Below are 23,223 nucleotides of genomic sequence, written 5' to 3' on the forward strand. Positions count from 1 at the left end.
GGCTCCCTCAGAGCTTCTCCACCGGGGCGTACCGCAGCAGCAGCCGCTTCGGCTTGTCGCCGCCGAAGTCGATCGTCGCCTCCGCGTTGTCCCCGCTGCCCTTCACGGCCACGACCCTGCCCAGCCCGAAGCTGTCGTGCGTCACCCGGTCCCCCACCTCCAGCGCGACGGCCGGACGGTCCTTGGCCCGGCCCGTGGCGAAGCCGCTCGGACCGCGCCGCCGCGAGGCCGCCGGGCCGGACGGGAACGAGGCTGACAGCGACGACGACAGGGAGGACGCCGTCGACGACAGCCCCCCTGCTCCGCCCCTCGCCCCTGCGCCCGGCGCGGCCATCGGCCCCGTGCGCTTCCACTCCAGGTACTGCTCCGGGATCTCCTCCAGGAAGCGGGAGGGCGGGTTGTACGCGGGCTGCCCCCATGCGCTGCGCATCGCCGAGCGCGTGAGGTAGAGCCGCTCGCGCGCCCGCGTGATGCCGACGTACGCCAGGCGCCGCTCCTCCTCCAGCTCCTTGGTCTTGCCCAGGGTCCGCATGTGCGGGAAGACACCGTCCTCCATCCCCGTCAGGAAGACGACCGGGAACTCCAGGCCCTTGGCGGTGTGCAGCGTCATCAGCGTCACCACGCCCGAGCCCTCGGTGTCCTCGTCCGGGATCTGGTCGGAGTCGGCGACGAGGGCCACCTGCTCCAGGAACTCCGCGAGCGTGCCCGGGTTCTCGCCGCGCTCCTGCTCGAACTCCAGCGCCACGGCGGCCAGTTCCTGGAGGTTCTCCACCCGGGTCTCATCCTGCGGATCGGTGGACGCCTGGAGCTCCGCCAGGTATCCGGTGCGCTCCAGCACCGCCTCCACCACGGTCGCCGGCCCGGCGCCGGACTCCACGACCGTGCGCAGGTCCTCCATCAGCGCGTTGAAGCGCTTGACGGCGTTGGCCGAACGGGCCGCCATGCCGTAGGCCTCGTCGACCCGGCGCAGCGCCTGCGGGAAGGTGATCCTCTCGCGCAGCGCCAGCGCCTCGATCATCGCCTCGGCCCGGTCGCCGATGCCGCGCTTGGGGACGTTGAGGATGCGGCGCAGCGGCACCGCGTCCTCGGGGTTGGCCAGCACCCGCAGGTACGCCAGGACGTCGCGGACCTCCTTGCGCTCGTAGAAGCGCACCCCGCCGACGACCTTGTACGGCAGGCCGACCCGGATGAAGACCTCCTCGAAGACACGGGACTGGGCGTTGGTGCGGTAGAAGACGGCGACATCGCCCGCCTTCGCCTCGCCCGCGTCCGTCAGCCGGTCGATCTCCTCGGCGACGAACTGCGCCTCGTCGTGCTCGGTGTCGGCCACGTAGCCCGTGATGCGCGGGCCCGCCCCGGCGTCGGTCCACAGGTTCTTCGGGCGGCGGTTCTCGTTCCGCTCGATGACGGCGTTGGCGGCCGAGAGGATGGTCTGGGTGGAGCGGTAGTTCTGCTCCAGCAGGATGGTGGTCGCGTCCGGGTAGTCCTCCTCGAACTGGAGGATGTTGCGGATGGTGGCGCCGCGGAACGCGTAGATCGACTGGTCGGCGTCGCCGACCACGCACAGTTCGGCGCGCCCGCCTCCGGTCGCACCCCCTTCCGCGCCGGCCGTCTCCCCCGCGCCGCCGTCCACGCCCACCAGTTCCCTGATCAGGGTGTACTGGGCGTGGTTGGTGTCCTGGTACTCGTCGACCAGTACGTGGCGGAAGCGGCGGCGGTAGTGCTCGGCGACGTCGGGGAACGCCTGGAGCAGGTGGACGGTCGTCATGATGATGTCGTCGAAGTCCAGGGCGTTGGCCTCGCGCAGCCGCGCCTGGTACATCGTGTACGCCTCGGCCAGCGTCTTCTCAAAGCCGTCGGATGCCCTGGCCGCGAAGTCCTCCTCGTCGACCAGCTCGTTCTTCAGGTTCGACACCTGGGCGCTGAACGACTTGGGCGGGAAGCGCTTGGGGTCCAGCTCCAGGTCCCGGCAGACCAGCGCCATCAGACGGCGGGAGTCGGCGGCGTCGTAGATCGAGAAGCTGGAGGTGAAGCCGAGCTTCTTGCTCTCGCGCCGCAGGATGCGCACACAGGCGCTGTGGAACGTGGAGACCCACATCGACTGCGCGCGCGGGCCGACCAGCTCCGCCACGCGCTCCTTCATCTCGCCCGCGGCCTTGTTGGTGAAGGTGATCGCGAGGATCTCCCCGGGGTGGACGCCGCGCGCGCCCAGCAGGTGCGCGATGCGGTGGGTGAGCACCCGCGTCTTGCCGGATCCGGCGCCCGCGACGATCAGCAACGGCGAGCCGGTGTGCACCACGGCCGCGCGCTGCTGGTCGTTGAGCCCCTCCAGCAGGGCGGCCGGGTCGACGACGGGACGGGCCGCGCCGTTGCCGTAGTGGGCGTCGCGCGCCCCGCCGGTGCCGAAGGCGCCCGCGAAGAGGTCGTCGGGGACGCCTTCCTCCGGCGGCGCGGACGCCTCCTCCGGCGGGGGCGGCGGCTCCTCGTCCCCGGAGGGCTCGAGGTCGGCCAGGAAGCTGTCGTCGAAGAGGCTGCTCATCGCCGTCGAGTCTAGGACGCCGTGCCGCCGGGCGGGGCGGCGCTCCTAAGATGGCGGGCATGACCGACGTCCCCGCGCCCCGCCCCCGTCCCGGCTCGGAACTGCGCGCCGGGCACACCGACCGCGAGGCGGTGGCCGAGCGGCTGCGCGAGGCCGCCGGCGACGGCCGCATCGACCTGGAGGAGCTGGACGAGCGGCTGGAGAAGGCGTTCGCCGCCAAGACCTACGGCGATCTGGAGGCGCTGGTGGCCGATCTGCCCGGCCAGGACTCCGCGGGCCTGGCCCCGGGCGACCGGGAACCGCTGGCGCTCAGGACGGTCGCCGGGGACGTCCGGCAGGACGGCCACTGGGTGGTGCCGGAGCGGATCACCGCCAAGACCACGCTGGGGCGGATCGTGCTCGACTTCACGCGGGCTGAGTGCCGGCACCGCGAGGTCTTCGTGGAACTGGACGCGGGGATGGGTGAGATCAGGGTCGTCGTGCCGCGCGGCTGGACGGTGCGGGCCGAGGGGGTCACCTCCGGAATGGGCTCCGTGCGCAACCGGGCCACCGAACCGCCCGTGCCCGGCATGCCGGTGCTGCGGATCAGTGGCGGCTCCAAGGTGGGGACGATCGTCGTGCGCCACCCGTACCGCTGGCCCGGGCGCCGCTCCCGCGACTGAGCGCCGCCGTCCCCGCCGCGGCCGGGCCTCCCGAAACGGACGATAACCGACCGATAACGAATCGGTTTCGGGATATACCGAGCACCAGTCTTCACAGGAGCCCCACCGGTGCTCTACGGTCCAGCGTCGGGCGGCCCGGACCCCTCGCCGGCGACAGCGTCGGCACGGGCGGCCTCCGCCGAGCCCGGCCGTGCGGCCGGGGCCGGGGACCCACTCCCCACGGGGTGAATCGGGCCCGCGGGCCCGTAGGGCGGACTTCCGACGCCCGAACCCGTCAGCTAACCCGGTAGGCGGTGTTCCACGGAAGGAGCGCTCGCCTTGGCGTCGCACCGCAGACCGCGTACTCCCCTGCTGTCCCACTCCTCCCGGCGCGGAGCGGTCGGACTCACCACCGCGGCCATCGCCTCCGCGACCCTCCTGTCCCAGGGCCCGGCCCATGCCTCGCCCGGGGACGACAGGCCCTCGATCGAGGAGGTCCGCGAGCGGGTGGACGCGCTGTACCGGGAGGCGGGCAGCGCGACGCAGAAGTACAACGCGGCCAAGGAGAAGACGGACGGGCAGCGCGAGAAGGTCGACCGGCTCCTCGACGAGGCCGCCGAGCGCGCGGACAAGCTCAACGACGCCCGCCGGAAGCTGGGCGGCTACGCCACCGCGCAGTACCGCACCGGAGGGGTCTCCGGCACCGCGGTACTGCTCCTGTCCGACAACCCCCAGGACTTCTTCGGCCAGAAGCACCTGATGGACCGGATCACCGACCGCCAGCGGCAGGCCGTCGACGACTACAAGGACGAGCAGCGCGCCGCCCGGAAGAAGCGCTCGGAGGCCTCGGCGAGCCTGGCCGAGCTCACCGACGCCCAGAAGGAGCTGGCGGACACCAAGAAGACCGTCCAGGGCAAGCTGGCCCAGGCCCGCGAGCTGCTGTCCGAGCTGACCGCCGAGGAGAAGGCGCGCCTGGCCGCCGCCGAGCGCAAGCGGCAGGAGGAGGCCCGCCGCAAGGCGGCCGCAGCCGCCGCCGAACGCGAGCGCCAGGAGGAGGAGGCCCGCCGCGAGGCCGCCGCCGGGAGCGAGGAGCAGGCCGAGGCTCCGGCGGACGGCGGCACGGACACGGGGACCGGCGGCACGGACACCGGCACCGGCGGCACCGTGGACGGCTCGTACACCGCGAAGGCCGACAAGGTGCTCGCCTTCGCCGAGGCCCAGCTCGGCAAGCCGTACGTCTGGGGCGCCACCGGCCCCAACTCCTACGACTGCTCGGGGCTGACCCAGGCCGCCTGGCTCAGCGCCGGCGTCTCACTGCCGCGCACCACCTACGACCAGGTGGAGGCGGGCACCCGGATCGCCAGGGCCGACATGCGGCCGGGCGACCTGGTCTTCTTCTACGACGACATCAGCCACGTCGGCGTCTACGCGGGCGGCGGCCAGATGATCCACGCGCCGAAGCCGGGCGCCGAGGTGCGCTACGAGTCCGTCGACCACATGCCCTTCCACAGCGCGGTCCGGCCGGCCTGAGACGAACGGACCGGGACGAACCGTCCCGAGACGTACGGAGGGCGGCGGTGCCTCGCACCGCCGCCCTCCGCCCTCCGCCCGCCGTACGCGCGCCGGCTACACCCACATGACGGCGATGAATATGTTGGCGAGGGTGAGCAGGCCGATGGTGCCGAACAGCGGCGCGGGCAGCCGCTCCTCGTCCCGCTTGACGTAGACCAGGCCGAGTATCACCACCAGCAGGGTGAGCTTCACGCCGATCTTCACGTGGTCGACGGCCTGGCCGTCCGCCTCGTTCAGGCCGACCAGGGCGATGCCCGTGACCAGCATGGTGAGGGCTCCGTGCAGCATCGCCGGGACGATACGCGCCTCGCCGGCCCCCATCGCCTTCATCTGGGTCATGAAGCCGCCGAGCAGGGCGCCGATGCCGACGATGTGCAGGCCGACGAAGAAGTGTGTGAGTGCCTCCATGGCACGCGAGCGTATCCGGGGGTCCCCGCTCCCCCGTCGGCCAGGGCGGGCTTCGGTCCCCGCCCGGCCCCACGGCATCCGCATGTCTCCCGGCTCGCTGTTGCCCGAGCACTCAGGAATGTAGTACTTCTTATACATGGGCGAGCAGGTGCACAACAGGCTGGCCATGGTGCGGGCGGAGCGGAAGGTCTCCCGCCGACACCTGGCGGAAGCGGTCGGCGCCCATTACCAGACCATCGGCTACATCGAACGCGGCGACTACAACCCGAGCCTCGACCTGGCTCTGCGGATCGCCGCCTTCTTCGAGCTGCCCGTCGAGGCGCTGTTCTCCCTGGAGCCCTTCCGCCCGCTCACCGACGAGGTCTACGGGAGGAAACCGGTATGAAGACCATCACGCGCCACGACCGGCGCATGCTGCGGCTGATGAACGCCCCGCGCCACCGGCGCCTCCACGCCACCCGTGCGCGCCGGCGCGGCCTCGTCGCCGCGCACGTCACCCTGACCGCCGCCGCGCTCGCCGTCCTGGCGCCGGTGACGGCCCCGTCGGCGGACGCGGGCCCCGGTGGGGCGCGCTCGCCGCTCTCCTCCTGCTGACGGTGGCGTGGTGCTTCGTCACCGGAGCGCTCAACCTCGCCACCCATGGCCTGCTGGAGCTGCGCGCCCGGGTGCTGGACGAGCGCCAGCACGCCGAGCGCGGGCGGGCCTTCGTCCTGGCCCACCGGACCTCCCTCGCCCTGCACCTGGCCGCGCTGCTGTGGCTGCTCCCGGCCTTCGGCGACGAGGAGGCGATCTCCGTCCGGACCCTGGCCGGGACCGTGCTCGTCCTGCTGGTCGCACACTGGCTGCTGCCGCTGTGGGCGGCCGCGCTGTCCGCACTCGACGAACCGGCCGAGGAGTTGACCGAGGAACCGGCCGAGCGGTCGGCCGGGGAGGGCTGAACGCACTGCCTCACCCTCGGGAGGCACACCGTCCGCCGGGGAGGCTCACTCGTCCGGGTGGTGGACGCGCGGCGCTCCCGCAGGCGCCTCCCCTCCCCGCCGCCCCCGCGAACCGGCCTCCGCGCCCGGGGAGACAAGGCCGGAACGAGCCGGGGCGGGCCGGGAACGGACCGCAGAACAGCCGGGGACAGCCGGGAACACCACCCCGGCCCCCTTCCCCGTAGGGCACAATTCCCTCCCGTTGCCGAAGAGTCGGCGGCTCGGGGAGAGCCGGGGAGAGGTGGGTCGACAGTGGCCGTGGACACGGCGCGGGGCGGCGGTACGGCGAGCGCGCCCCCGAAGGGGACGGCGAGGCCGTCCGGCGCGGCGGGCGGCACTTCGCCGGCCGGGGACGGCGGCTGCGCCTGCACGGACTGCCCGCACGGGGTGCGGGAGGGCCGCCGACGCGCACTGGCCGATTTCCGGCGGCGGCGCGACGAACTCGCGGCCGGTGTCGGAGTGCCCGCGGCCCTCGCCCACTCGCCCGGCGCCTCCCGCCAGTGGGTCTCCGACGAGCTGACCCAGGCGGCCCGCACCGTCGCCGAACACACCCGCGCGGAGGCCGCCTTCCGGCTGGGCGGGCTCTGGCGGCGCACCGCCGCCGCCGTCTGGGGCGCGGTCGTGCTGCTGCTGGCCGGCCAGGCCGTCACCGCGGTGCTCGGCGCGGGCTGGACGACCGGGCGCACCGCCGGGCTGGCCGCCGCGCTGGTCTGCGCCACCGCGCTGACCGCCGCCGCGCTGCTGCACCGGGCGCGCGGCGGGGTGCTGGCGCCGGTGACCGGCGAGGACGGGCGGCTGTCCACCTCGCGCACGGTCGCCGCCGTCTGGGTGCTGCTGGCCTCGTACTCCGTGCTGGTCGTCGCCGTCGGACTGGCCCTCGCGCCCGGCGCGGACGCGCCCGCCCGGCTGCTCGCCGGCCTGGATCTGGGGCGCGGCGCCGGACTGCTGGCCGTCCTCGCCCTGTGCTGCGCGGTCGCCGTCACCGTGCACCGGGCCGTCGCGCTGCGGGTGCGGGCGCAGCGCCTGCAGAAGGTGCGCGCCGACCGGCCGCGCGCCGCCGATCTGCTCACCGACGACGGCGGGCGCGGCTCCTTCACGGACGTGCAGTACGTGGCGGTGTGCTCGGTGGCGGCGGTCCTCGCGGCGGTACGGCTGGCCCGCCGGCCCGGCGAACTGCCGGATCTGCCCTGGGGGCTGGCGCTGCTGGTGGCGATCTCGGCGCTGACGTACCTGGCCGGGAAGTACTCCGAGGGCGGCCGGCCCGTCATCCTGTCCGTCGTCCGCTCCCGCGAGGTGGGCGACCTGGACTCGCCGATCCGCACCGGCGACGACATCGAGATCCGCGGCTCGGGCCTCGTGCCGCCCGGCGCGGAGGCGCCGGACCGGCTGGCCCGGACGACGGTGCGCATCGGCGCCGTCCACGTCCACGTCCCCCTGGTCCCGGTGGCCGGGGGCTTCGCCAACCCGGCCGACACCGTGCTGACCGTCCCGGTGCCGGTGGACGTCGAGCCCGGCCGGGTGGAGGTGCAGGTGATCACCGCGGCGGGCGTGGAGACCAACCGCTACTCCATCGACGTCCTGGACTGACGGACCTCCGGAAAGCCGCGCCCGTACGCGAGCGGCGCCGCATGGCGCTGTCCCGCCTCCACCGCCCCGAGCGGGTGGATGATCCGGACGTGGCGGCCGTCGTGGACGTGCGGACGGCCCTGGCGGGGCTGTCCTTCGGCAAGCGCGCCTGCGTGGTGCTCCGCTACGCCCTGGACCTCTCCGAGAAGGAGACCGCGCTCGCCCTCGGCGTGTCGGTGGGTACCGTCAAGAGCCAGACGTCCAAGGGCATGGCGGAGCTGCGCCGGCTGCTGGGCACCCGGGCCGCCGGCGAACTGGTGGGAAGAGAGCACTGAATCGATGGACCCCCTGCACGAGCTGCTGCGGGAAGAGGCCGGCTCCTACCGGCCGGACCGGGCGCGCATGTACGCACGGGTGAGCCGGGCCGTCTCCGCCGGGCCGGGAGGCGGCTCGGGCCGGTGCCGCCTCCGGGCGCGGTGCGTGCCGTGGCCCCGCGTCGCCCTCGTGGCCGTGGCCTCGACCGCGGCACTCCTCGCCGGCGCCCACGCCCTCACCTCCCCGGTGCGCGAGGACGGCCCGGCGCGGGAGGTGGCCACCGGCCCGCTCCCGGCGGCGCCCGGCCCGGACTCCGCACGGTCCTCCCCCGCCGGCCGGGCCCCTGACGCACCGAGCAGCGGGCCGCTGCGCTCCGAGGGCGCCGTCGACCCCCACAGCGACGCCTACTGGGCGCAGAGCAACGTCACACTCACCACCTGCGAGCCCCTCACCTCTCTCGTGCTGGAGGTGCGGATTGCCCGGACCGGCGGCGTACGGCACACCGGGAGCTGGCGGACCCTGCCCGAGGACGACTTCACCGTCACCGCGCGCGAGAGCGGCGGCGCGCTGGTCTACCGCTGGACGCTGAAGGAGGGCCGGACCGTCCCCGCCGGACGGCACGTCTTCGCGGCCCAGTACGACCACGCGGCCGGTGCGCGGGAGACGGCGGGCGACGGCTACACCGCGACCGCCTCGGCGGCGGACGGCGAGCACACCGTCCGGGGCTCCTTCACCGACCCGCCCGGCTGACGGCCGTCCGGCGGCCGGGCGCACACCGCACCGCCGCCCGCGATCCCCACCGGCTCCTTCACCGGCCCCTCCTCCGGCCTACCGGGGCCGTCCCCCTCCTCCGCCACCCCGTCCGGCAGGTGCTGCACGATCACGGCCTCGCCCACCCCGACGCGGACGGTCAGCCGCAGCGTGCCTCCCGGACCGCCGTCCTCGGCCGGGGGCAGTGTGCGCCGCTCGGCGATCCCGATGCCGCCTCCCTGCGCGGTCCCCCAGCCGCCGTCCCCGGGCGGTCCGGCGAGCCGGTAGCCGCCGACGCCCACGTCGACGGTCAGCTTCACCTCGACGTCGTGGGGGACGGTGATCCGCGCCTCGCCCGCGCCCAGGTCGAGCACCGTGCTCAGCGTCCGGCCCTCGCCCGGACTCGCTCCCGAGAGGTCGAGCAGGGCCGAGCCGGTGCCCAGTTCGTACCGCTCCTGGACCGCCGCCGCGCTCGCCGGGCTCCACGCCCGGTCCGCCCAGTCGGTGGTGATGTCCCTCGGCAGCAGCATCGAACCCGCCAGCAGCAGACCGGTGCACATGATCGCGAAGAACGTCCCCCCGCCGATCCGCCCGTAGAAGACGCTGACCAGCGCGCCCAGGACGAAGACGCCCAGCGCCGAGCCGAGGCCGACGGAGAGCGCGACGCCCAGCGGCTGCGTGTGCCAGACGGCGGCGGCGCCGATCACCGCCGCGGTCAGGGCCAGCAGGAGGAGCGGGCCGCCGATGGGCCGGCGCCGGCGCGGCGCGCCGGGCCGACCGGTGCCGCACTTGTGCCCGCCCGGCGCCTCCTCCCCGTGCGGGGACGCTCCCGCGTACGGGGGCGCGCTCGCGTACGGGGACGCTCCCGCGTACGGGCCGACGGACGGCTCGTCCTCCGGCCCCCACAGGTACCCGGTGTCCGCCGGAGTCTGCGGCGGCCCGTCCTTCGTGAGCGGCTCGCGCCACCACGACGGCCCGGCAGGCGCGGGCGGGGCCTGGGCCTCGGGGGGCGCGTCGGCGACGGCGTGCGCCGTCATCGGGTCCGCCGGGCTCCCCTGCTCCTCCGCGGCCGCGGTGCGGCGCCGGTGCCGGGACCAGTAGGCCGCCCCGGCGACGGCCCCGGCCAGCAGTACGGAGAACGTCTGCGTACCGCCGTCGCCGCTGCCCAGCGAGTTCAGCAGCAGTCCGCTGCCGACGAGCGCGCACAGCACCGCGCCCAGTGTGGTGCCCTCCACCCGGCCCGTCAGCAGCCGCCGCCCCTCGTTCTCGTCCTCGCCCTCCAGCGGGACGAGCAGCCAGGCGAAGCCGTAGAAGAGCAGGCCGAGACCGCCGACGACCGACAGCACGGCCAGCGTCACACGGAAGATCACCGGATCGAGGTCGTAGTGGCGGCCCAGACCGCCGCACACCCCGGCGACGACCTTGTGCCGGCGGCTGCGGGTGAGCCGCGCCCCGGCGTCCGGGGCCTGAGGGGTTTCCGGGGCTTCCGGCGCGTCCGGCCGGGGCTCGCCGGAGGGCGGCTGGGCGTCTGTCATGGGGACCATGGTGGCGTGCCGCCCGCCCCCGGACATCAGGGGGCGTCCCGGAGGCGACCCTGAGTTCTCCGGGCCGGATCAGGGACCGACCCTGATGCCCCGCGCCACCCGTCCGTGTGACGATCGTGCCGTGACCACCACCGCCCCGCCGCCCGCCGCCGAGTCCCCACCCCTGCGCAGGCTCTACCGCAGCTCCGAGGGGCGGCTGCTCGGCGGTGTCGCACGCGGGCTGGCCGGGCATCTGGGCGTGCCGGTCTCCTGGGTGCGGATCGTCTTCCTCGTGCTGTTCATGACCAACGGGCTGGGCGCCCTGCTGTACGCCGCCTTCTGGTTCTTCGTGCCGCTGGGCGCGGGCGGCGTCGGGGGCGCGCCGAGGAAGGCGGACGGACCGCGGCAGGTCCGCAGGCCCGACAAGGGCCAGCTCCTGGCGGTCCTGGTGCTGGTCGTGGCGCTGGCCTCGCTGGGTTCCAACCTCCAGTTCGGCGAGGCGAACGCCTATGTCTGGCCGCTGCTGCTGGCCGGGGTCGGCGTGGCCGTCGTCTGGCGGCAGGCGGACAACTCCCGGCGGGCCCACTGGGCGGAGGTCAGCCGCCGCAGGCGGCTGCTGCCCATCGCCCGCAGCGCGGCGGGCGCCCTCCTGGTCGGTGTGGGCATCACCGGTTTCGCCGTCACCCGGGGCCTGGGCCCGCACCTGGGCACGGTGCTCCAGGCGTCGCTGGCGCTGCTGGTCGGCACGGCGCTGCTGGCCGGACCGTATCTGGTCCGCCTCACCCAGGACCTGTCCGAGGAGCGGCTGATGCGCATCCGGGCGCAGGAGCGGGCCGAGGTCGCCGCCCACGTCCACGACTCCGTCCTGCACACCCTCACCCTGATCCAGCGCAACGCGGACAACCCCCGCGAGGTGGCCCGTCTCGCCCGCGCCCAGGAGCGCGAGCTGCGAGCCTGGCTCTACAGGCCGAGCGGCACGGGCAGGGACGAGGAGGAGGGGCCGGACACCCTGGCCGACGCGGTGCGGGCGGCCGCGGCCGGGGTGGAGGACCACCACGGGGTGCCGGTGGAGGTGGTCTGCGTCGGCGACTGCCCGCTGGACGAGAGGCTGAACGCGCAGCTCCAGGCCGCCAGGGAGGCGATGGTCAACGCCGCCAAGTACGGTGGCGAGGGCGGCCCGGTGCAGGTCTTCGCCGAGGTCGAGGGGCGTACGGTCTTCGTCTCCGTGCGCGACCACGGCCCCGGCTTCGACCTGGAGTCGGTGCCGCAGGACCGGATGGGCGTACGGGAGTCGATCATCGGCCGGATGCGGCGCAACGGCGGTACGGCGGTGCTGCGTTCCGCCCCCGAGGGCGGCACGGTGGTGGAGCTGGAGATGGAGAGGGCGGACACATGAGGACGGAAGCATGAACGAGGAGCAGCGCCGGGAGCGGCCGCAGGAGCAGCACCGGGCCCGGGTGGTCCTGGTGGACGACCACCGAATGTTCCGCACGGGCGTCCAGGCGGAGATCGGGAACACCGCCGAGACCGGGGTCGAGGTCGTCGGCGAGGCCGCCGACGTGGACCAGGCGGTCACCGTCATCACCGCGACCCGCCCCGACGTCGTCCTGCTCGACGTCCATCTGCCCGGCGGCGGCGGCGTGGAGGTGCTGCGCCGCAGCGCCACGCTGATGGCCGACCCCGAACGCCCGGTGCGCTTCCTGGCCCTGTCGGTCTCGGACGCGGCCGAGGACGTCATCGGCGTCATCCGCGGCGGCGCCCGCGGCTACGTCACCAAGACGATCACCGGCGCGGACCTGGTCCGGGCCGTCTTCCGGGTCGCCGAGGGCGACGCGGTGTTCTCCCCGCGCCTGGCGGGCTTCGTCCTGGACGCCTTCGCCTCCACCGACGCCCCGCCGGTGGACGAGGACCTGGACCGCCTCACCCAGCGCGAGCGCGAGGTGCTGCGCCTGATCGCGCGCGGCTACGCCTACAAGGAGATCGCCAAGCAGCTGTTCATCTCGGTCAAGACCGTCGAGAGCCACGTCTCGGCGGTGCTGCGCAAGCTCCAGCTCTCCAACCGCCACGAGCTCACCCGCTGGGCCACCGCCCGCCGCCTGGTGTGAGGGACCCTCCCGTTTACACGATTGACCGGCATGGGCATGCGATAAAATCGCATCATGCCTGAGAAGAAGCCCAAGAAGCCGATCTCCGTCACTCTCGACTCGGACGTCCTCGAAGGGCTTCAACACCTCATCCACCAGGGCGAGGCCTCCTCCATCTCCTCCGTGGTCAACGAAACCCTGCGCCACCGGCTGGAGCGCCGGCGGCAGGCGGAACGCGCTCGCGCCTACATCGAGGAGAATTTCCTCGGCGGACAGGAGTTCACCGAGGAGGAGCTCGTCGAGGCCCGCGGCATGCTGGCGGCCAGCAAGGCCAGGACGGCCGCCCGGCGCGGCTCCGGAGCGTCCGCGGCGTGAACGAGGGCATCGTCTTCGACCACCATGCGCTGCTCGCCGCCGGAGGCGGCAACCGCCGGCTTTCGGGGTTCATCGTGGCAGCGCACGAGGACCCGCTCTACAGCGTCAGCGTGCCCGCGCTCTGTCTGGCGGAGGCCACACGGCAGCGCCCGGGGATCTCCGCACACTTCGCGCAGCTTCCCGCGGTGGAGGTCGCGAGTGTCGACAGACTCTCCGCCGATGTGATGGGCCGTATCGCCGCAACGCTCTTTCCCGAGCAGGGATGGCCCGTGCTCCACGCGGTCGCCACCGGCATCACCACCGGCTGGGAGATCGCGACCACGGAGCCGGAGGAGTACAAGGGGTTCGGCGTTCCACTCCTTGCCGTACCCCGCTGACGCCCCGGCGGAAGTGCGCCGGGGCGCGTCCCGCCGTCAATCACTCCGCGTCCGCCCCAGACCGATCTCGGCCCAGACCGTCTTGCCGACCGTACGCGGGGTGACGCCCCAGCGTGCGGCGAGGGCGTCCACGATCAGCAGGCCCCGGCCGAACTGCTCGTCGCCGGCCGGGCTCCTGGGCTCGGGGCACTGCTCCCCGCGTGCGTCGCTGACCTCGATGCGCACCACCGACGCCGTCAGCATCAAGTGGACCCGGAACAGCCGTCCCAGCACGCGGCCGTGCAGCAGTGCGTTGCCGGCCAGTTCGCTGACGATCAGCGATGCGTCCCCGGCCGCGCCGGGGTGCCCCCACTCACCCACCAGCCGTGCGGTCCGGCGCCGGGCCAGGCTCACGCTGCTGGGGAACGGGGTGTAGTCGAGCTTGTCCTCCTTGAGGACAGCCGCCGAGGAGGGGTGGAACACGGCCATGGTGATCACGCCTTCGTGAGGGAGAACGCCGCCTCGAACGGCGGGGGTCAGATCCGGAGAGTGACCGGCTACACACTGAAGGTACCGCTCAATTACTAGGCGCATCAAGTTAGATCTGCAGAAATATTTCTCGTGATTGACTTCGGCTTGCAGGCGCCTCGGTTGTGCGTGCGCTCAACCGCCCTGTAGGAAGGCAGACATGACGGACAGACGTGCAAACCGTGGGGCTACCGTCTCCACGGTGCTGGGCCGGAGGCTCGGTGGTGAGCTGCTGCGCATGCGCGAGACATGCGGACTCCGGCAGCCACACGCGGCGGAGGCTCTCACCAGCTCGGTGGCGAAGGTCGCCAAGATGGAGCGCGGTTTGGTGCCGATACGGGACCCCGACGTCCGTGCGCTGTGCCATCTCTACCGCGTGGACGATGAAGCCGTCGTCGACCGGCTCCTCAAGCTGGCCAAGGCCGACCGGGACCGCCGCAAGGCGAAGGGCTGGTGGGACCAGTACCCACAGCTTGAAGCCATGGCCGAGTACTTCGCGCTGGAGGAGATGGCCGACCAGGTACGCGCCTGGGAGCTGTCCTTCGTACCGGGCCTGTTGCAGACGCCGGACTACGCCCGCGCTCTGGCTGTCGGCAACCACGACTGGGCCGACATCGAAGAGGTCGAACCCTTCGTGGAAGCCCGCATGAAGCGACAGGACCGACTCACGGGGAAGCGTCCCCTACAGCTCTGGGCGATCATGCATGAGGCCGTCCTGCACCAACTGGTGGGCGGTCGCAGCGTCATGCGTGCCCAGCTCGGCCGTCTGATGGAGATGGCGGAGCTCCCTCATGTCCGCGTCCAGGTGTTGCCCTATCGAGTGGGCGCCCACCCTGGTATGACCAGCGCCTTCACCGTACTGTCCTTCTCGGAGGCCGGAGCGCTGGACGTAGTGCGCACCGATACGCTCGCCGTCAAGCTGTGGTTGGAGAGTGAAGCGGATGCCCGGCATCACAGCTCCGTCTTCGACCGCATTGCCCGGTTGAGCCTGGCGCAACGCGACTCCAGCAAGCTGATCGACAGCGTCCGTAAGGAGATGTAGCGGTGTCCGAGTTCGTGTTCCGCAAGTCCAGTCACAGCGGTGGCCAGCCGGATTCGCAGTGCGTCGAGGTGGCCGACAACGTCGCCACCACCGTGGCCGTACGCGACTCCAAGGAGCCCGCAGGCCCCTGCATACGCCTGTCCCCCACCGCCTGGGCCGCGTTCCTCTCCACGCTGCGCGGCGGGGAGGAACGGGCCGCGTAACCCCGTCGCCCCCTTGCGCAGGGCGGTGCGACAACACCGGCGGCGCGAGGTGAGCGCACGGACGGCGGCGCGGGCGGACGACACCGCACCGGACGGTCCTCCTGCTCCCCGAAACCGCCGCCGGAAGGGCTGAGCGTGTACGCCGCGCGGACCCCGCCCCACCCCCCAGAGGTGGGGCGGGGTCCGCACCGGTCAGGAACGCTTCGGCTCGTAGTGCAGCGCGGTGATCCCGCAGTCGAACGGCCGGACGGCGACGAGGCCGAGCCGGTGGTGGGAGCCGGTGTCGGGGAAGACGGGCATCCCGGCGCCGAGCGCGGTCGGGTTGACGAACAGGTGGAGTTCGTCGAGCAGACCCCGGGCGATCAGGTCCCGCACGAGGGTGCCGCCCCCGTAGGTGATGATGTCCCCGCCCGGCCGCGCCTTCAGCCGCTCGATCGTCTCGGTGAGATCGCCGCCGGCGACCTCGACGTTCTCCCAGGGCGACTCGGCCAGGGAGTCGGAGATCACGGTCTTGGGCGTGCCGTTCATCCAGGCGATGGACTCCTCGGTCTCGCCCTCGGGACCGGCCGCCCATGTGGGGATGAATCCCTCGGCGAGGCGGCGGCCCAGCACGATGTGGTCGACCGACTTGGTGAGCGCGTCGATGTGGGCGCCGATGTCGTCGGTCCAGGGGAACGTCATCCAGTCCATCTCGCCGTTCGGCCCGGCCATGTAGCCGTCGACGCTGACCTGGACCTGGAGCTTGAACCTGCGCATGACTGCTTCCCTTCGGATCCACTCGGATTGATTCCGTGTCAGGGAAGAGGTTAGAGGCCGCCACTGACAACGCCTCCGAAAACGGCTCACGGACAGGCCGCGGGACTACACGCGGCCGATCGCGCCGAGGCCGATGTCGATGCGGAACGGCTCGGAGAGCGTCAGCCGCCCCTCGTGGACGCCGGTGAGGGCGTACGCCCCCGCCCCCGGGTCGAGCCGGTGGACGTGGACCACCGGACGGCGGCCCGTACCCTCCTCCACCAGCCAGAAGTGCGGGATGCCCGCCCGCGCGTAGAGCTGGGGTTTGCGTTCGCGGTCGCGGATCGCCGAGTCGGGGGCGACGGTCTCGACGGCCAGCACGACGTCCCGGGCGTCGTAGCGGTTGGCCTCCAGCCCCTGCACGGCCTCGGCGCGGATCACGCACACGTCCGGCTCGGGCGCCTGCCCGGGACCGAGTGCCACCACCATCTCCCGTCGCACCCGCAGATGCGCCGGACAGGTGCGGCGCAGGCCTTCCAGCAGCAGGGAGTTGGTCAGCGAGTGGTACGGGCTCTGCCGGGCGGGGAAGACCAGGGCGCCGTCGACGAGCTGGGTGTGGGACGGGAGGTCGGTCAGGCGGAAGAGGTCGTCGACGGTGAAGCCCCGGTGCGGGGGGCGCAGCCACTCGGGGAACGGCTCGTCGTCGACTCCGTTTGCGGTCGCCACATCGTCCATGCCGCCATGGTGATCACGCCTCCGGTACGACTTGCCGCAAACCCCGTCCCGCCGCTCGAAGGGGTGAGTAGTAGCACCGGAATTGACGGGCCCGCGTACTAGCGTCGGGGCTGAAGGCGACCACATGGGAACAGGGGGCGACGTGGAGGGTCCGGAGAACACGGAGCGCGTACGGCAGGCGGCCGGGGAACGGGCCGCAGGGGCGGTCCGGGCGGGGGACGAGGCGGCGTTCGCCGAACTCGCCGAGTCCTGCCGCCACGAGTTGCGGGTGCACTGCTACCGGATGCTCGGCTCCTTCACCGACGCCGAGGACATGGTCCAGGAGACGCTGCTGCGTGCCTGGCGCCATCGGGAGACCTTCCGGGGCCGGGCCCCGTTCCGCGCCTGGCTCTACCGGATCGCCACCAACGCCTGCCTCGACGCCCTGGACGGACCGGCCCGCAGGCGGGAGATCACGGCGGCGGTGGACAGCGCGGGAGGGTCCGCTCGTTCCGCGACGGCGGAGGTCACCTGGCTGCAGCCGTACCCGGACCGGCTGCTGGACCTCGCCGGGCCGGCCGGCGGCGATCCGGAGGCGGCGGCGATCGCCCGGGAGACGGTCGAACTGGCCTTCCTCGCCGCGATCCAGCACCTCCCGCCCCGGCAGCGGGCGGTACTGATCCTGCGGGACGTGGCCGGCTGGTCCGCGCCGGAGACCGGCGAGGTCCTGGAGATGAGCACCGCCTCGGTCAAGAGCGCCCTCCAGCGCGCCCGCGCCACCTTGCGGGAGAAGCTGCCCGAGCGGCGTACGCAGTGGCGGGCCGCCATGGCTCCCGGTGAGTCCGAACGTGCCCTGCTCCGGCGATACGTCACCGCGTCCCGCCGGGGCGACATGCGGGAACTGGCCGCGCTGCTGCGCGAGGACGCCCGCCAGACCATGCCGCCCGCCCACCTGGTGTTCGACGGACGCGCCGCGATCCTCGACATGTGGCGGCCGGTCCTGGAGGGCGACCGGACGTGGGGCGACTGGCACTGCGTCCCGCTGGCGGTCAACCGGCAGCCCGCGGTGGCGAACTACGTACGGCGCCCCGGCGAGGACGTGTACACGGCGGTCAACATCGACGTCCTGTGCGTCGAGGACGGCCTGATCGCCGAGATCACCACCTTCGGCCCGGAGGCGCTGCCCGCCGCCGGGCTCGGCCTGACCGCCCGCCCTGCGGAGACAACTGCGTGACCCGCATCACTTTCGCGGACCGATTCCTTTCTCTCTCACCCTCCGTCATACGGGCGGCATCGCGGAGACGCGGACACCCCGTGACACAACGGTGGAAAGGAACGAGCATGACGGAGAACGCCGAGCACACGGAGAGCGCCGGCGGCGCCCCGGCCCCCCGGCCCGACAAGGAGCTCAGGGCGCTGGACCGGCTGACCGGCTCCTGGCGGGTGACCGGCGGCGCCGAGGGCGCCGTCGTCTACCGGTGGATGGAGGGCGGCTTCTTCCTCCTCCAGGAGGTCGAGCTGGAGCAGTACGGGCAGCGCGTCACCGGGCTGGAGGTGATCGGCCGGGAGAAGCCCTTCGGCGCGGAGGAGCCGGGCGAGGACATCCGCTCCCGTTTCCACGACAGCCAGGGCAACACCTTCGACTACGTCTACGAGCTCGACGGGGACACCCTGACCATCTGGGCCGGTGAGAAGGGCTCACCCGCGTACTTCCGGGGCACCTTCGACTCCTCGGGCGACACCCTGACCGGCGCCTGGGTCTACCCCGGCGGCGGTGGCTACGACTCGGTGATGACCAGGGCCGGATGACCGGCCGGTCCGCGGCCGACCGGTCTACAGCCGGTCGATCGCGGTGAGGTCGATGTCGATGTCGAAGGGGACGGTGAGCTTCAGCCGGTCGTGGTGGATGCCGGTGGGCACATAGCCGCGCGTCGCGGGCTCCAGCTCGAAGACGTAGACGACCGGGCGGCGTCCCGTCCCCTTCTCGATCCGCCAGAAGTGCGGGATACCCGCCTCCGCGTAGAGCTGCGGCTTGCGCTTGCGGTCGCGCTCCTCCGAGTCCGGCGAGACGACCTCCGCGGCGAGTACGACGTCCTCGGCCCGGAAGCCGGTCTCCTCGGTGACGCCTTCCGCCCTCAGCACCGAGAGGTCCGGTTCGACGCGGTTGCGCCTGCCCAGTACGACGGCCATCTCCCGGCACACCCGCAGCTCGCCGGGAACGGTCTCGTGGAGTCCCCTCTCCAGCAGGAACATCACCAGCGAGTGGAAGTACTTCTGCGGGCTCACGAAGACCAGGCTCCCGTCGATCAGCTCCGTGTGGGGCGGGAGGTCCGGGATGCGGTCGAGATCGTCCGCTGTCCAGCCGTCCGGCGGCGGCACGGGCCACGAAGAGGCGGGCAGCGGCTCGGCGGTCATGGTTCCTCCCATGGGCGGGATTCTCGGCCTCACCCCAGCGTATCGACCCGAAAACGCCCGCGCCGCCGCTCGAAGGGGTGAGCGGCGGCGCGGGCGTTGGCGTTCGGGGACGTTCAGGAGGGCGCGGAGGGCGTCACTCCCACTCGATGGTCCCCGGCGGCTTGCTGGTGACGTCCAGCACCACGCGGTTGACCTCGGCGACCTCGTTGGTGATGCGGGTCGAGATACGGGCCAGCGTCTCGTAGGGCAGGCGCGTCCAGTCGGCCGTCATCGCGTCCTCCGAGGAGACCGGGCGCAGCACGATCGGGTGTCCGTAGGTGCGGCCGTCGCCCTGGACGCCGACGGAGCGGATGTCGGCGAGCAGCACCACCGGGCACTGCCAGATGTCGCGGTCCAGCCCGGCCGCCGTCAGCTCCTCGCGGGCGATGGCGTCGGCCTCGCGCAGCAGGTCCAGGCGCTCCCTGGTGACCTCGCCGACGATGCGGATGCCCAGACCGGGGCCGGGGAACGGCTGGCGGTGGACGATCTCCTCGGGCAGGCCCAGTTCCTGGCCGACCATCCGGACCTCGTCCTTGAACAGCTTGCGCAGCGGCTCCACGAGCTGGAACTGGAGGTCCTCGGGCAGTCCGCCGACGTTGTGGTGGGACTTGATGTTGGCGGTGCCGGTGCCGCCGCCGGACTCCACCACGTCCGGGTAGAGGGTGCCCTGCACCAGGAACTCCACGGCCTCCTCACCGGAGCCGGCCTCGGCGACGATCTCGCTCGCGGCCTGCTCGAAGACGCGGATGAACTCCCGGCCGATGACCTTGCGCTTCTCCTCCGGGTCGGAGACGCCGGCCAGTGCGTCCAGGAAGCGCTTCTCGGCGTCCACCACCTTGAGCTGGACACCGGTGGCGGCCACGAAGTCCTTCTCGACCTGCTCGGACTCGCCCTTGCGCATCAGCCCGTGGTCCACGTACACGCAGGTCAGACGCTCGCCGATGGCCTTGTTGACCAGGGCGGCGGCCACCGCGGAGTCCACGCCGCCGGACAGGCCGCAGATGGCGCGCTTGGTGCCGACCTGGGCGCGGATGGCCGCGACCTGCTCCTCGACGACGTTCGCGGCCGTCCAGGTCGGCTTCAGGCCCGCGCCCCGGTAGAGGAAGTGCTCCAGCACCTGCTGGCCGTACGTGGAGTGCATCACCTCGGGGTGGTACTGCACGCCGTACAGCCTGCGCTCGTCGTCCTCGAAGGCCGCGACGGGGACGCCGCCGGTGGAGGCGGTGACGGTGAAGCCCTCGGGGGCGGCCGAGCAGGCGTCGCCGTGCGACATCCACACCGACTGCTCGGCGGGGGTGCCCTCGAAGAGGGTGGAGCCGGGCCGGGCGACGGTCAGGGCCGTGCCGCCGTACTCGCGGCGGCCGGTGTTGTCGACGGTGCCGCCCAGCGTCTGGGCCATCAGCTGGAAGCCGTAGCACATGCCGAAGACGGGCACCCCGGCCTCGAACAGCGCGCGGTCGATGCCGGGCGCGTCCTCGGCGTACACGGACGAGGGGCCGCCGGAGAGGATGATCGCCTTCGGGTTCCTGGCGAGCATCTCCGCCACCGGCATGGTGGAGGGGACGACCTCGCTGTAGACCCGGGCCTCGCGTACGCGGCGGGCGATGAGCTGGGCGTACTGCGCGCCGAAGTCGACGACGAGGACGGTGTCCGGTGCGTCGGGCGCGGTGGGCTCGGTGGGCTCTGATGCCACGGGGCTGGCTGCCTTTCGGCGTGGATCTGGGCTGGGAAAGCCCAGTCTACCGGGGGTGTGCACCCGATCGGCCGTCTCACCGTCCGGCCCTCCGCCCGTCCCGCTCCGTCTCCGGGTGCATACTGGACCGCATGTTCGCGCGGACCTTCTGGTTTACCTATGGCACCGGCCCGGCCGGCTGCCATGGGATGCCGCACGCTGCGTGAACTACTGACGAGCGACTTCCCCAGGCGCCCCGGGCCGGTCAAGGCCCGGGGCGCCTGGCGTGTCCCCGGGCACGGCCGGCACCGGGCGCGACGACCCCAGGAGGGACGTACGGCCATGGCCACCACCACCCCTGCCCCGACCGAAGCCGGTACCGCATCCGCGGCCGACGAGCGGATCGCGCAGGACCGCGAGCGGATCGACGAACTGGACCGCCGGATCATCGATCTGGTGCAAGAGCGCATGGAGGTCTCCGCCCGCATCCAGCGGGCCCGGATCGGCGCGGGCGGGCGCCGGGTGAACCTCTCGCGCGAGATGGGGATCCTCACCCGCTACCGCGAACGGCTGGGCCGGCCGGGCACCTCGCTGGCCATGACCCTGCTGGAGCTGTGCCGCGGACGCGTCTGAGCCCGCCGGACACCCCCGCACCCGCCGGGCACCTCACCCGGAAACGACCACCCGTACGGCGCATTACCACGGCGGGGCGCGGTCGTTGGACCTGACGACCCCAGAGCCGGCCGGGCGCCCGGAGGCGTGGGGGAGCGCATCGGAGCGATGAGACGCCGTCCTCCCTCGGGAGGTGAGGACGGGCGTCGTGGGACCTCGCTCCGGTGCAGTGGCCGGACGGCAGGGGACAGCGGTCCGGCCACGACCCAGCGGTCGGTCCCCGGGACGCCGGGGACCGACCGCTGCGTGGTTCCGACTCCGCCGCCCCCTCCACCTCCGCCGGCTTTACCGCGTCCACCTGCGGGAAGTGCCCGGACGAATGAGGACCCCGAAGGGTTGCGCGGCTTTCCGTCACGAATTCGCCACACGGACAACACGGCCGGCTGTGACATGCGGCACACCGAAACCTGGGTGAGAGTGGGCAACTGCCCGCTTCCGTCCCCTATGCGGCGCCGGTCCGCACGCGGCGCCGGCCACGGGCTCGAAAACGCATCCGCGCAAGCTCCCGCTCCGCCCGTACTCTGCTGCCGGTCCGACGCGCCGACTGCGCGAGGGCTCCCTTCACCTTCCCTTTCGCCTCAAAGCAGATGAGGTATCCATGAAGCTTCGCCGTGCCCTCGCGGCCGCCGCCGCCACGGCCGTCATCGCGCCCGTCGCGCTGCTCGCGGCGCCCGCCGCGTACGCCGACGACCACGAGACCACCTCCGTGGAGAACACGGAGACCCCCGCCCCGGAGAAGACTGACGGCGGGGAGGCCGACTCCCCCGCGACGGGCGACGAGGACGGGACCGGGGAAGACGGGACCGACGCCCCCGCGACGGGTGGCGACGAGACCGAGGAGAACGGGACCGAGCCCCCGGCCACGGGTGACGGCGACGGCCGGGACGAGGACTCCGACACCCCGGACGAGGGCGAGGAGACCCCCTCTCCCTCCCCCAGCCCCTCCGAGAGCGGGGGCCGGGACGAGGACGAGGCCGGCGAGGACGAGCCCTGGTCGCCCTACGAGTGCGAGAAGATCGACCTCGACGAGAACCTCAGCGCCGTCATCAACGGTCTGCCCAACAGGATCGTGGCGGGCTCCGGCTGGCACGACTTCACGTTCTCGGTGAGGAACAGCTCCGACAGGACGCTGAAGAACGTCTACGTCGACGCCTTCGCCGAATACTCGGACGAGGTCGAGGAGTCGCTGTACGTGGATCTGGCGCAGATCCAGTACAAGAACCCGCAGAACGGGAAGTGGACCGACTCCTACCAGGAGTACTACGAGGACGAGGACGGCAAGTTCGTCTTCAGCGGTTCCTTCGTGGGCATCATCGGCCAGCTCGACCCGAAGGCATCCGTCGACATGGAGCTGCGGGTCCGTATCGACGCCGCCGCGCCCGCCGGTTCCTCCTTCGCCATCAGCAACGCCGTCTACGCCGGTGAGGACCGGGGGGACTGCCGCGGCAACGGCGACTTCTACGAGTTCACCGTCCTCAAGGCCGGCAGCGACCCGGGGAAGGTCGGCGACGCCGCCCCGAACGGCAAGAAGCCGCAGGGCGGCGGGAAGCCCCTGGGCGGCGGAAAGGCCCTGAGCGGCGAGAAGGCCGGTGAGAGCCGGACCCTGCCGGTCGACGGCAAGCTCGCCGAGACCGGTTCGTCCTCCGCGCTGCCGATGTTCGGTCTCGCGGGTGCCGCGGCCGTGGCGCTGGGCGCCGGTGCGATGTACGTCGTGCGCCGCCGGAGCGGCGCCGGGGCGGACACCTCCGCCGCAGCGTGACGGCGTGAACGCCGCGACGGCGTGAGCGTGCGGCCACGCCGTACGCGTATGTGGGAGGGGGGAGCGGCCGGGCCGCTCCCCCCTCCCACGCGTCCGCTCAGACCTCGGCGGCCCCGGCGGACTCCGCCGTCTCCGTCGTCTCCGCCGTCTCGGCCTCCGGCGCCGTCCGCTTCGGCGGAACGGCCGGGACCGGCAGCACCACCGGCAGCCTCAGCGCCGCGAACGCGTCCTCGGGCACCGCCGGGGCCCGGGGTGGCACCACGGGCACGCGCACGTAGTCGGCGCCCTGCTCGGGGCGGGGGTCGGCCTCGCCCTTGTTGGGCCACAGGGACATCGCT

The 23,223-nt window shown here is 72.9% G+C and carries 25 protein-coding genes, 2 pseudogenes and 1 riboswitch; of the genes and pseudogenes, 18 read left to right on the top strand and 9 right to left on the bottom strand.

Annotated elements, in window-relative coordinates; all coding sequences use genetic code 11:
- Positions 1–7 precede the first annotated feature (7 nt).
- Positions 8–2,539, bottom strand: a complete 2,532-nt coding sequence (pcrA, locus tag IQ279_RS16170) for a DNA helicase PcrA (RefSeq protein WP_206349231.1) — start codon at positions 2,537–2,539, stop codon at positions 8–10.
- Positions 2,540–2,598: 59 nt separating this feature from the next.
- Here pcrA and IQ279_RS16175 point away from each other — a divergent pair, with 59 nt between their 5' ends.
- Positions 2,599–3,201 carry a DUF1707 SHOCT-like domain-containing protein gene (locus IQ279_RS16175; RefSeq protein ID WP_241028195.1) on the top strand — a complete coding sequence of 201 codons (603 nt, stop codon included), beginning with the start codon at positions 2,599–2,601 and terminating at the stop codon, positions 3,199–3,201.
- Positions 3,202–3,367: 166 nt separating this feature from the next.
- Positions 3,368–3,509, top strand: a riboswitch (cyclic di-AMP (ydaO/yuaA leader).
- 10 nt (positions 3,510–3,519) lie between these two features.
- Positions 3,520–4,710 (top strand): C40 family peptidase, encoded by a 1,191-nt coding sequence (locus IQ279_RS16180; protein ID WP_206349233.1) that lies wholly within the window; start codon positions 3,520–3,522, stop codon positions 4,708–4,710.
- Positions 4,711–4,806: 96 nt separating this feature from the next.
- On the opposite strand, the gene IQ279_RS16185 is transcribed toward IQ279_RS16180, so the two are convergent.
- Positions 4,807–5,160 carry a hypothetical protein gene (locus tag IQ279_RS16185; protein WP_206349234.1) on the bottom strand — a complete coding sequence of 118 codons (354 nt, stop codon included), beginning with the start codon at positions 5,158–5,160 and terminating at the stop codon, positions 4,807–4,809.
- 136 nt (positions 5,161–5,296) lie between these two features.
- On the opposite strand from IQ279_RS16185, the gene IQ279_RS16190 reads away from it, so the two are divergent.
- The 6 genes and pseudogenes from IQ279_RS16190 to IQ279_RS16215 all read left to right on the top strand — a co-directional run bounded on the left by IQ279_RS16190 (position 5,297) and on the right by IQ279_RS16215 (position 8,768).
- On the top strand, positions 5,297–5,545 hold the full coding sequence (locus IQ279_RS16190) for a helix-turn-helix transcriptional regulator (RefSeq protein WP_206349235.1): 249 nt from the start codon (positions 5,297–5,299) through the stop codon (positions 5,543–5,545).
- The gene (locus IQ279_RS16195; protein ID WP_206349236.1) at positions 5,542–5,754 is read left to right on the top strand and encodes a hypothetical protein; all 213 of its coding nucleotides are present in this window, start codon (positions 5,542–5,544) and stop codon (positions 5,752–5,754) included. The genes IQ279_RS16190 and IQ279_RS16195 overlap by 4 nt, the downstream gene beginning before the upstream one ends.
- A gap of 2 nt (positions 5,755–5,756) precedes the next feature.
- Positions 5,757–6,098, top strand: coding sequence for a hypothetical protein (locus tag IQ279_RS16200; RefSeq protein WP_206349237.1), 342 nt, complete (start codon positions 5,757–5,759; stop codon positions 6,096–6,098).
- A gap of 291 nt (positions 6,099–6,389) precedes the next feature.
- The gene (locus IQ279_RS16205; RefSeq protein ID WP_206349238.1) at positions 6,390–7,724 is read left to right on the top strand and encodes a hypothetical protein; all 1,335 of its coding nucleotides are present in this window, start codon (positions 6,390–6,392) and stop codon (positions 7,722–7,724) included.
- Positions 7,673–8,038, top strand: a pseudogene (locus IQ279_RS16210) (sigma factor-like helix-turn-helix DNA-binding protein); the annotation flags it as partial. The gene IQ279_RS16205 and the pseudogene IQ279_RS16210, both read left to right, overlap by 52 nt.
- Positions 8,039–8,042: 4 nt before the next feature.
- A complete protein-coding gene (locus IQ279_RS16215; RefSeq protein WP_206349240.1) occupies positions 8,043–8,768 on the top strand; it encodes a hypothetical protein in 726 nt (241 codons plus the stop codon).
- Here IQ279_RS16215 and IQ279_RS16220 read toward each other — a convergent pair.
- Positions 8,696–10,303, bottom strand: a complete 1,608-nt coding sequence (locus IQ279_RS16220; protein WP_206349241.1) for a PspC domain-containing protein — start codon at positions 10,301–10,303, stop codon at positions 8,696–8,698. The genes IQ279_RS16215 and IQ279_RS16220 overlap by 73 nt on opposite strands.
- 94 nt (positions 10,304–10,397) lie before the next feature.
- On the opposite strand from IQ279_RS16220, the gene IQ279_RS16225 reads away from it, so the two are divergent.
- Genes IQ279_RS16225 through IQ279_RS16240 form a run of 4 tightly spaced genes read left to right on the top strand, consistent with a single transcriptional unit; the run spans position 10,398 to position 13,127 of the window.
- Complete coding sequence (locus IQ279_RS16225) at positions 10,398–11,687, top strand: ATP-binding protein (RefSeq protein ID WP_206349242.1); 1,290 nt, start codon at positions 10,398–10,400, stop codon at positions 11,685–11,687.
- Between the two features lie 10 nt (positions 11,688–11,697).
- Positions 11,698–12,396, top strand: a complete 699-nt coding sequence (locus tag IQ279_RS16230) for a LuxR C-terminal-related transcriptional regulator (protein WP_206349243.1) — start codon at positions 11,698–11,700, stop codon at positions 12,394–12,396.
- A 54-nt stretch (positions 12,397–12,450) separates the two neighbouring features.
- Positions 12,451–12,750, top strand: coding sequence for a ribbon-helix-helix protein, CopG family (locus IQ279_RS16235; RefSeq protein WP_206349244.1), 300 nt, complete (start codon positions 12,451–12,453; stop codon positions 12,748–12,750).
- The gene (locus IQ279_RS16240; RefSeq protein WP_206349245.1) at positions 12,747–13,127 is read left to right on the top strand and encodes a PIN domain-containing protein; all 381 of its coding nucleotides are present in this window, start codon (positions 12,747–12,749) and stop codon (positions 13,125–13,127) included. The genes IQ279_RS16235 and IQ279_RS16240 overlap by 4 nt, the downstream gene beginning before the upstream one ends.
- A gap of 36 nt (positions 13,128–13,163) precedes the next feature.
- On the opposite strand, the gene IQ279_RS16245 is transcribed toward IQ279_RS16240, so the two are convergent.
- Complete coding sequence (locus IQ279_RS16245; protein WP_206349246.1) at positions 13,164–13,595, bottom strand: ATP-binding protein; 432 nt, start codon at positions 13,593–13,595, stop codon at positions 13,164–13,166.
- 199 nt (positions 13,596–13,794) lie between these two features.
- Here IQ279_RS16245 and IQ279_RS16250 point away from each other — a divergent pair, with 199 nt between their 5' ends.
- A complete protein-coding gene (locus IQ279_RS16250; protein WP_206349247.1) occupies positions 13,795–14,676 on the top strand; it encodes a helix-turn-helix domain-containing protein in 882 nt (293 codons plus the stop codon).
- A gap of 2 nt (positions 14,677–14,678) precedes the next feature.
- Positions 14,679–14,879 carry a DUF397 domain-containing protein gene (locus IQ279_RS16255; protein WP_206349248.1) on the top strand — a complete coding sequence of 67 codons (201 nt, stop codon included), beginning with the start codon at positions 14,679–14,681 and terminating at the stop codon, positions 14,877–14,879.
- A gap of 192 nt (positions 14,880–15,071) precedes the next feature.
- On the opposite strand, the gene IQ279_RS16260 is transcribed toward IQ279_RS16255, so the two are convergent.
- A complete protein-coding gene (locus IQ279_RS16260) occupies positions 15,072–15,635 on the bottom strand; it encodes a dihydrofolate reductase family protein (protein ID WP_206349249.1) in 564 nt (187 codons plus the stop codon).
- A 105-nt stretch (positions 15,636–15,740) separates the two neighbouring features.
- Positions 15,741–16,349, bottom strand: coding sequence for a Uma2 family endonuclease (locus IQ279_RS16265; protein ID WP_206349250.1), 609 nt, complete (start codon positions 16,347–16,349; stop codon positions 15,741–15,743).
- A gap of 124 nt (positions 16,350–16,473) precedes the next feature.
- Here IQ279_RS16265 and IQ279_RS16270 point away from each other — a divergent pair, with 124 nt between their 5' ends.
- On the top strand, positions 16,474–17,562 hold the full coding sequence (locus IQ279_RS16270) for an RNA polymerase subunit sigma-70 (RefSeq protein WP_206349251.1): 1,089 nt from the start codon (positions 16,474–16,476) through the stop codon (positions 17,560–17,562).
- 107 nt (positions 17,563–17,669) lie between these two features.
- Positions 17,670–18,137: a hypothetical protein gene (locus IQ279_RS16275; protein ID WP_206349252.1), complete on the top strand. Its 468-nt coding sequence runs from the start codon at positions 17,670–17,672 to the stop codon at positions 18,135–18,137.
- A 24-nt stretch (positions 18,138–18,161) separates the two neighbouring features.
- Here the strand turns inward: IQ279_RS16275 and IQ279_RS16280 are convergent, their stop codons facing one another.
- The gene (locus IQ279_RS16280; RefSeq protein ID WP_206349267.1) at positions 18,162–18,743 is read right to left on the bottom strand and encodes a Uma2 family endonuclease; all 582 of its coding nucleotides are present in this window, start codon (positions 18,741–18,743) and stop codon (positions 18,162–18,164) included.
- A 133-nt stretch (positions 18,744–18,876) separates the two neighbouring features.
- Entirely contained in the window at positions 18,877–20,475 is a 1,599-nt protein-coding gene (gene guaA, locus IQ279_RS16285) for a glutamine-hydrolyzing GMP synthase (protein WP_206349253.1), read from the bottom strand.
- 321 nt (positions 20,476–20,796) lie between these two features.
- On the opposite strand from guaA, the gene IQ279_RS16290 reads away from it, so the two are divergent.
- Both IQ279_RS16290 and IQ279_RS16295 read left to right on the top strand, forming a co-directional pair.
- A complete protein-coding gene (locus IQ279_RS16290; protein ID WP_206349254.1) occupies positions 20,797–21,087 on the top strand; it encodes a chorismate mutase in 291 nt (96 codons plus the stop codon).
- Positions 21,088–21,724: 637 nt separating this feature from the next.
- Positions 21,725–22,885 (top strand): LAETG motif-containing sortase-dependent surface protein, encoded by a 1,161-nt coding sequence (locus tag IQ279_RS16295; protein ID WP_206349255.1) that lies wholly within the window; start codon positions 21,725–21,727, stop codon positions 22,883–22,885.
- A gap of 97 nt (positions 22,886–22,982) precedes the next feature.
- Here the strand turns inward: IQ279_RS16295 and IQ279_RS16300 are convergent.
- A pseudogene (locus IQ279_RS16300) lies at positions 22,983–23,223 on the bottom strand (cholesterol oxidase); the annotation flags it as partial.

Origin of the sequence: Streptomyces verrucosisporus (assembly GCF_017114865.1) — a bacterium.
Taxonomy (GTDB): domain Bacteria; phylum Actinomycetota; class Actinomycetes; order Streptomycetales; family Streptomycetaceae; genus Streptomyces; species Streptomyces fenghuangensis.

Excerpts from the sequence above, each read along its gene's own strand:
- pcrA (WP_206349231.1), bottom strand. The coding sequence starts at position 2,539 with ATGAGCAGCCTCTTCGACGACAGCTTCCTGGCCGACCTCGAGCCCTCC.
- IQ279_RS16175 (WP_241028195.1), top strand. The coding sequence starts at position 2,599 with ATGACCGACGTCCCCGCGCCCCGCCCCCGTCCCGGCTCGGAACTGCGC.
- IQ279_RS16185 (WP_206349234.1), bottom strand. The coding sequence starts at position 5,160 with ATGGAGGCACTCACACACTTCTTCGTCGGCCTGCACATCGTCGGCATC.
- IQ279_RS16190 (WP_206349235.1), top strand. The coding sequence starts at position 5,297 with ATGGGCGAGCAGGTGCACAACAGGCTGGCCATGGTGCGGGCGGAGCGG.
- IQ279_RS16195 (WP_206349236.1), top strand. The coding sequence starts at position 5,542 with ATGAAGACCATCACGCGCCACGACCGGCGCATGCTGCGGCTGATGAAC.
- IQ279_RS16215 (WP_206349240.1), top strand. The coding sequence starts at position 8,043 with ATGGACCCCCTGCACGAGCTGCTGCGGGAAGAGGCCGGCTCCTACCGG.
- IQ279_RS16220 (WP_206349241.1), bottom strand. The coding sequence starts at position 10,303 with ATGACAGACGCCCAGCCGCCCTCCGGCGAGCCCCGGCCGGACGCGCCG.
- IQ279_RS16225 (WP_206349242.1), top strand. The coding sequence starts at position 10,398 with ATGCCCCGCGCCACCCGTCCGTGTGACGATCGTGCCGTGACCACCACC.
- IQ279_RS16230 (WP_206349243.1), top strand. The coding sequence starts at position 11,698 with ATGAACGAGGAGCAGCGCCGGGAGCGGCCGCAGGAGCAGCACCGGGCC.
- IQ279_RS16235 (WP_206349244.1), top strand. The coding sequence starts at position 12,451 with ATGCCTGAGAAGAAGCCCAAGAAGCCGATCTCCGTCACTCTCGACTCG.
- IQ279_RS16245 (WP_206349246.1), bottom strand. The coding sequence starts at position 13,595 with ATGGCCGTGTTCCACCCCTCCTCGGCGGCTGTCCTCAAGGAGGACAAG.
- IQ279_RS16250 (WP_206349247.1), top strand. The coding sequence starts at position 13,795 with ATGACGGACAGACGTGCAAACCGTGGGGCTACCGTCTCCACGGTGCTG.
- IQ279_RS16260 (WP_206349249.1), bottom strand. The coding sequence starts at position 15,635 with ATGCGCAGGTTCAAGCTCCAGGTCCAGGTCAGCGTCGACGGCTACATG.
- IQ279_RS16265 (WP_206349250.1), bottom strand. The coding sequence starts at position 16,349 with ATGGACGATGTGGCGACCGCAAACGGAGTCGACGACGAGCCGTTCCCC.
- IQ279_RS16270 (WP_206349251.1), top strand. The coding sequence starts at position 16,474 with ATGGGAACAGGGGGCGACGTGGAGGGTCCGGAGAACACGGAGCGCGTA.
- IQ279_RS16275 (WP_206349252.1), top strand. The coding sequence starts at position 17,670 with ATGACGGAGAACGCCGAGCACACGGAGAGCGCCGGCGGCGCCCCGGCC.
- IQ279_RS16280 (WP_206349267.1), bottom strand. The coding sequence starts at position 18,743 with ATGACCGCCGAGCCGCTGCCCGCCTCTTCGTGGCCCGTGCCGCCGCCG.
- IQ279_RS16290 (WP_206349254.1), top strand. The coding sequence starts at position 20,797 with ATGGCCACCACCACCCCTGCCCCGACCGAAGCCGGTACCGCATCCGCG.
- IQ279_RS16295 (WP_206349255.1), top strand. The coding sequence starts at position 21,725 with ATGAAGCTTCGCCGTGCCCTCGCGGCCGCCGCCGCCACGGCCGTCATC.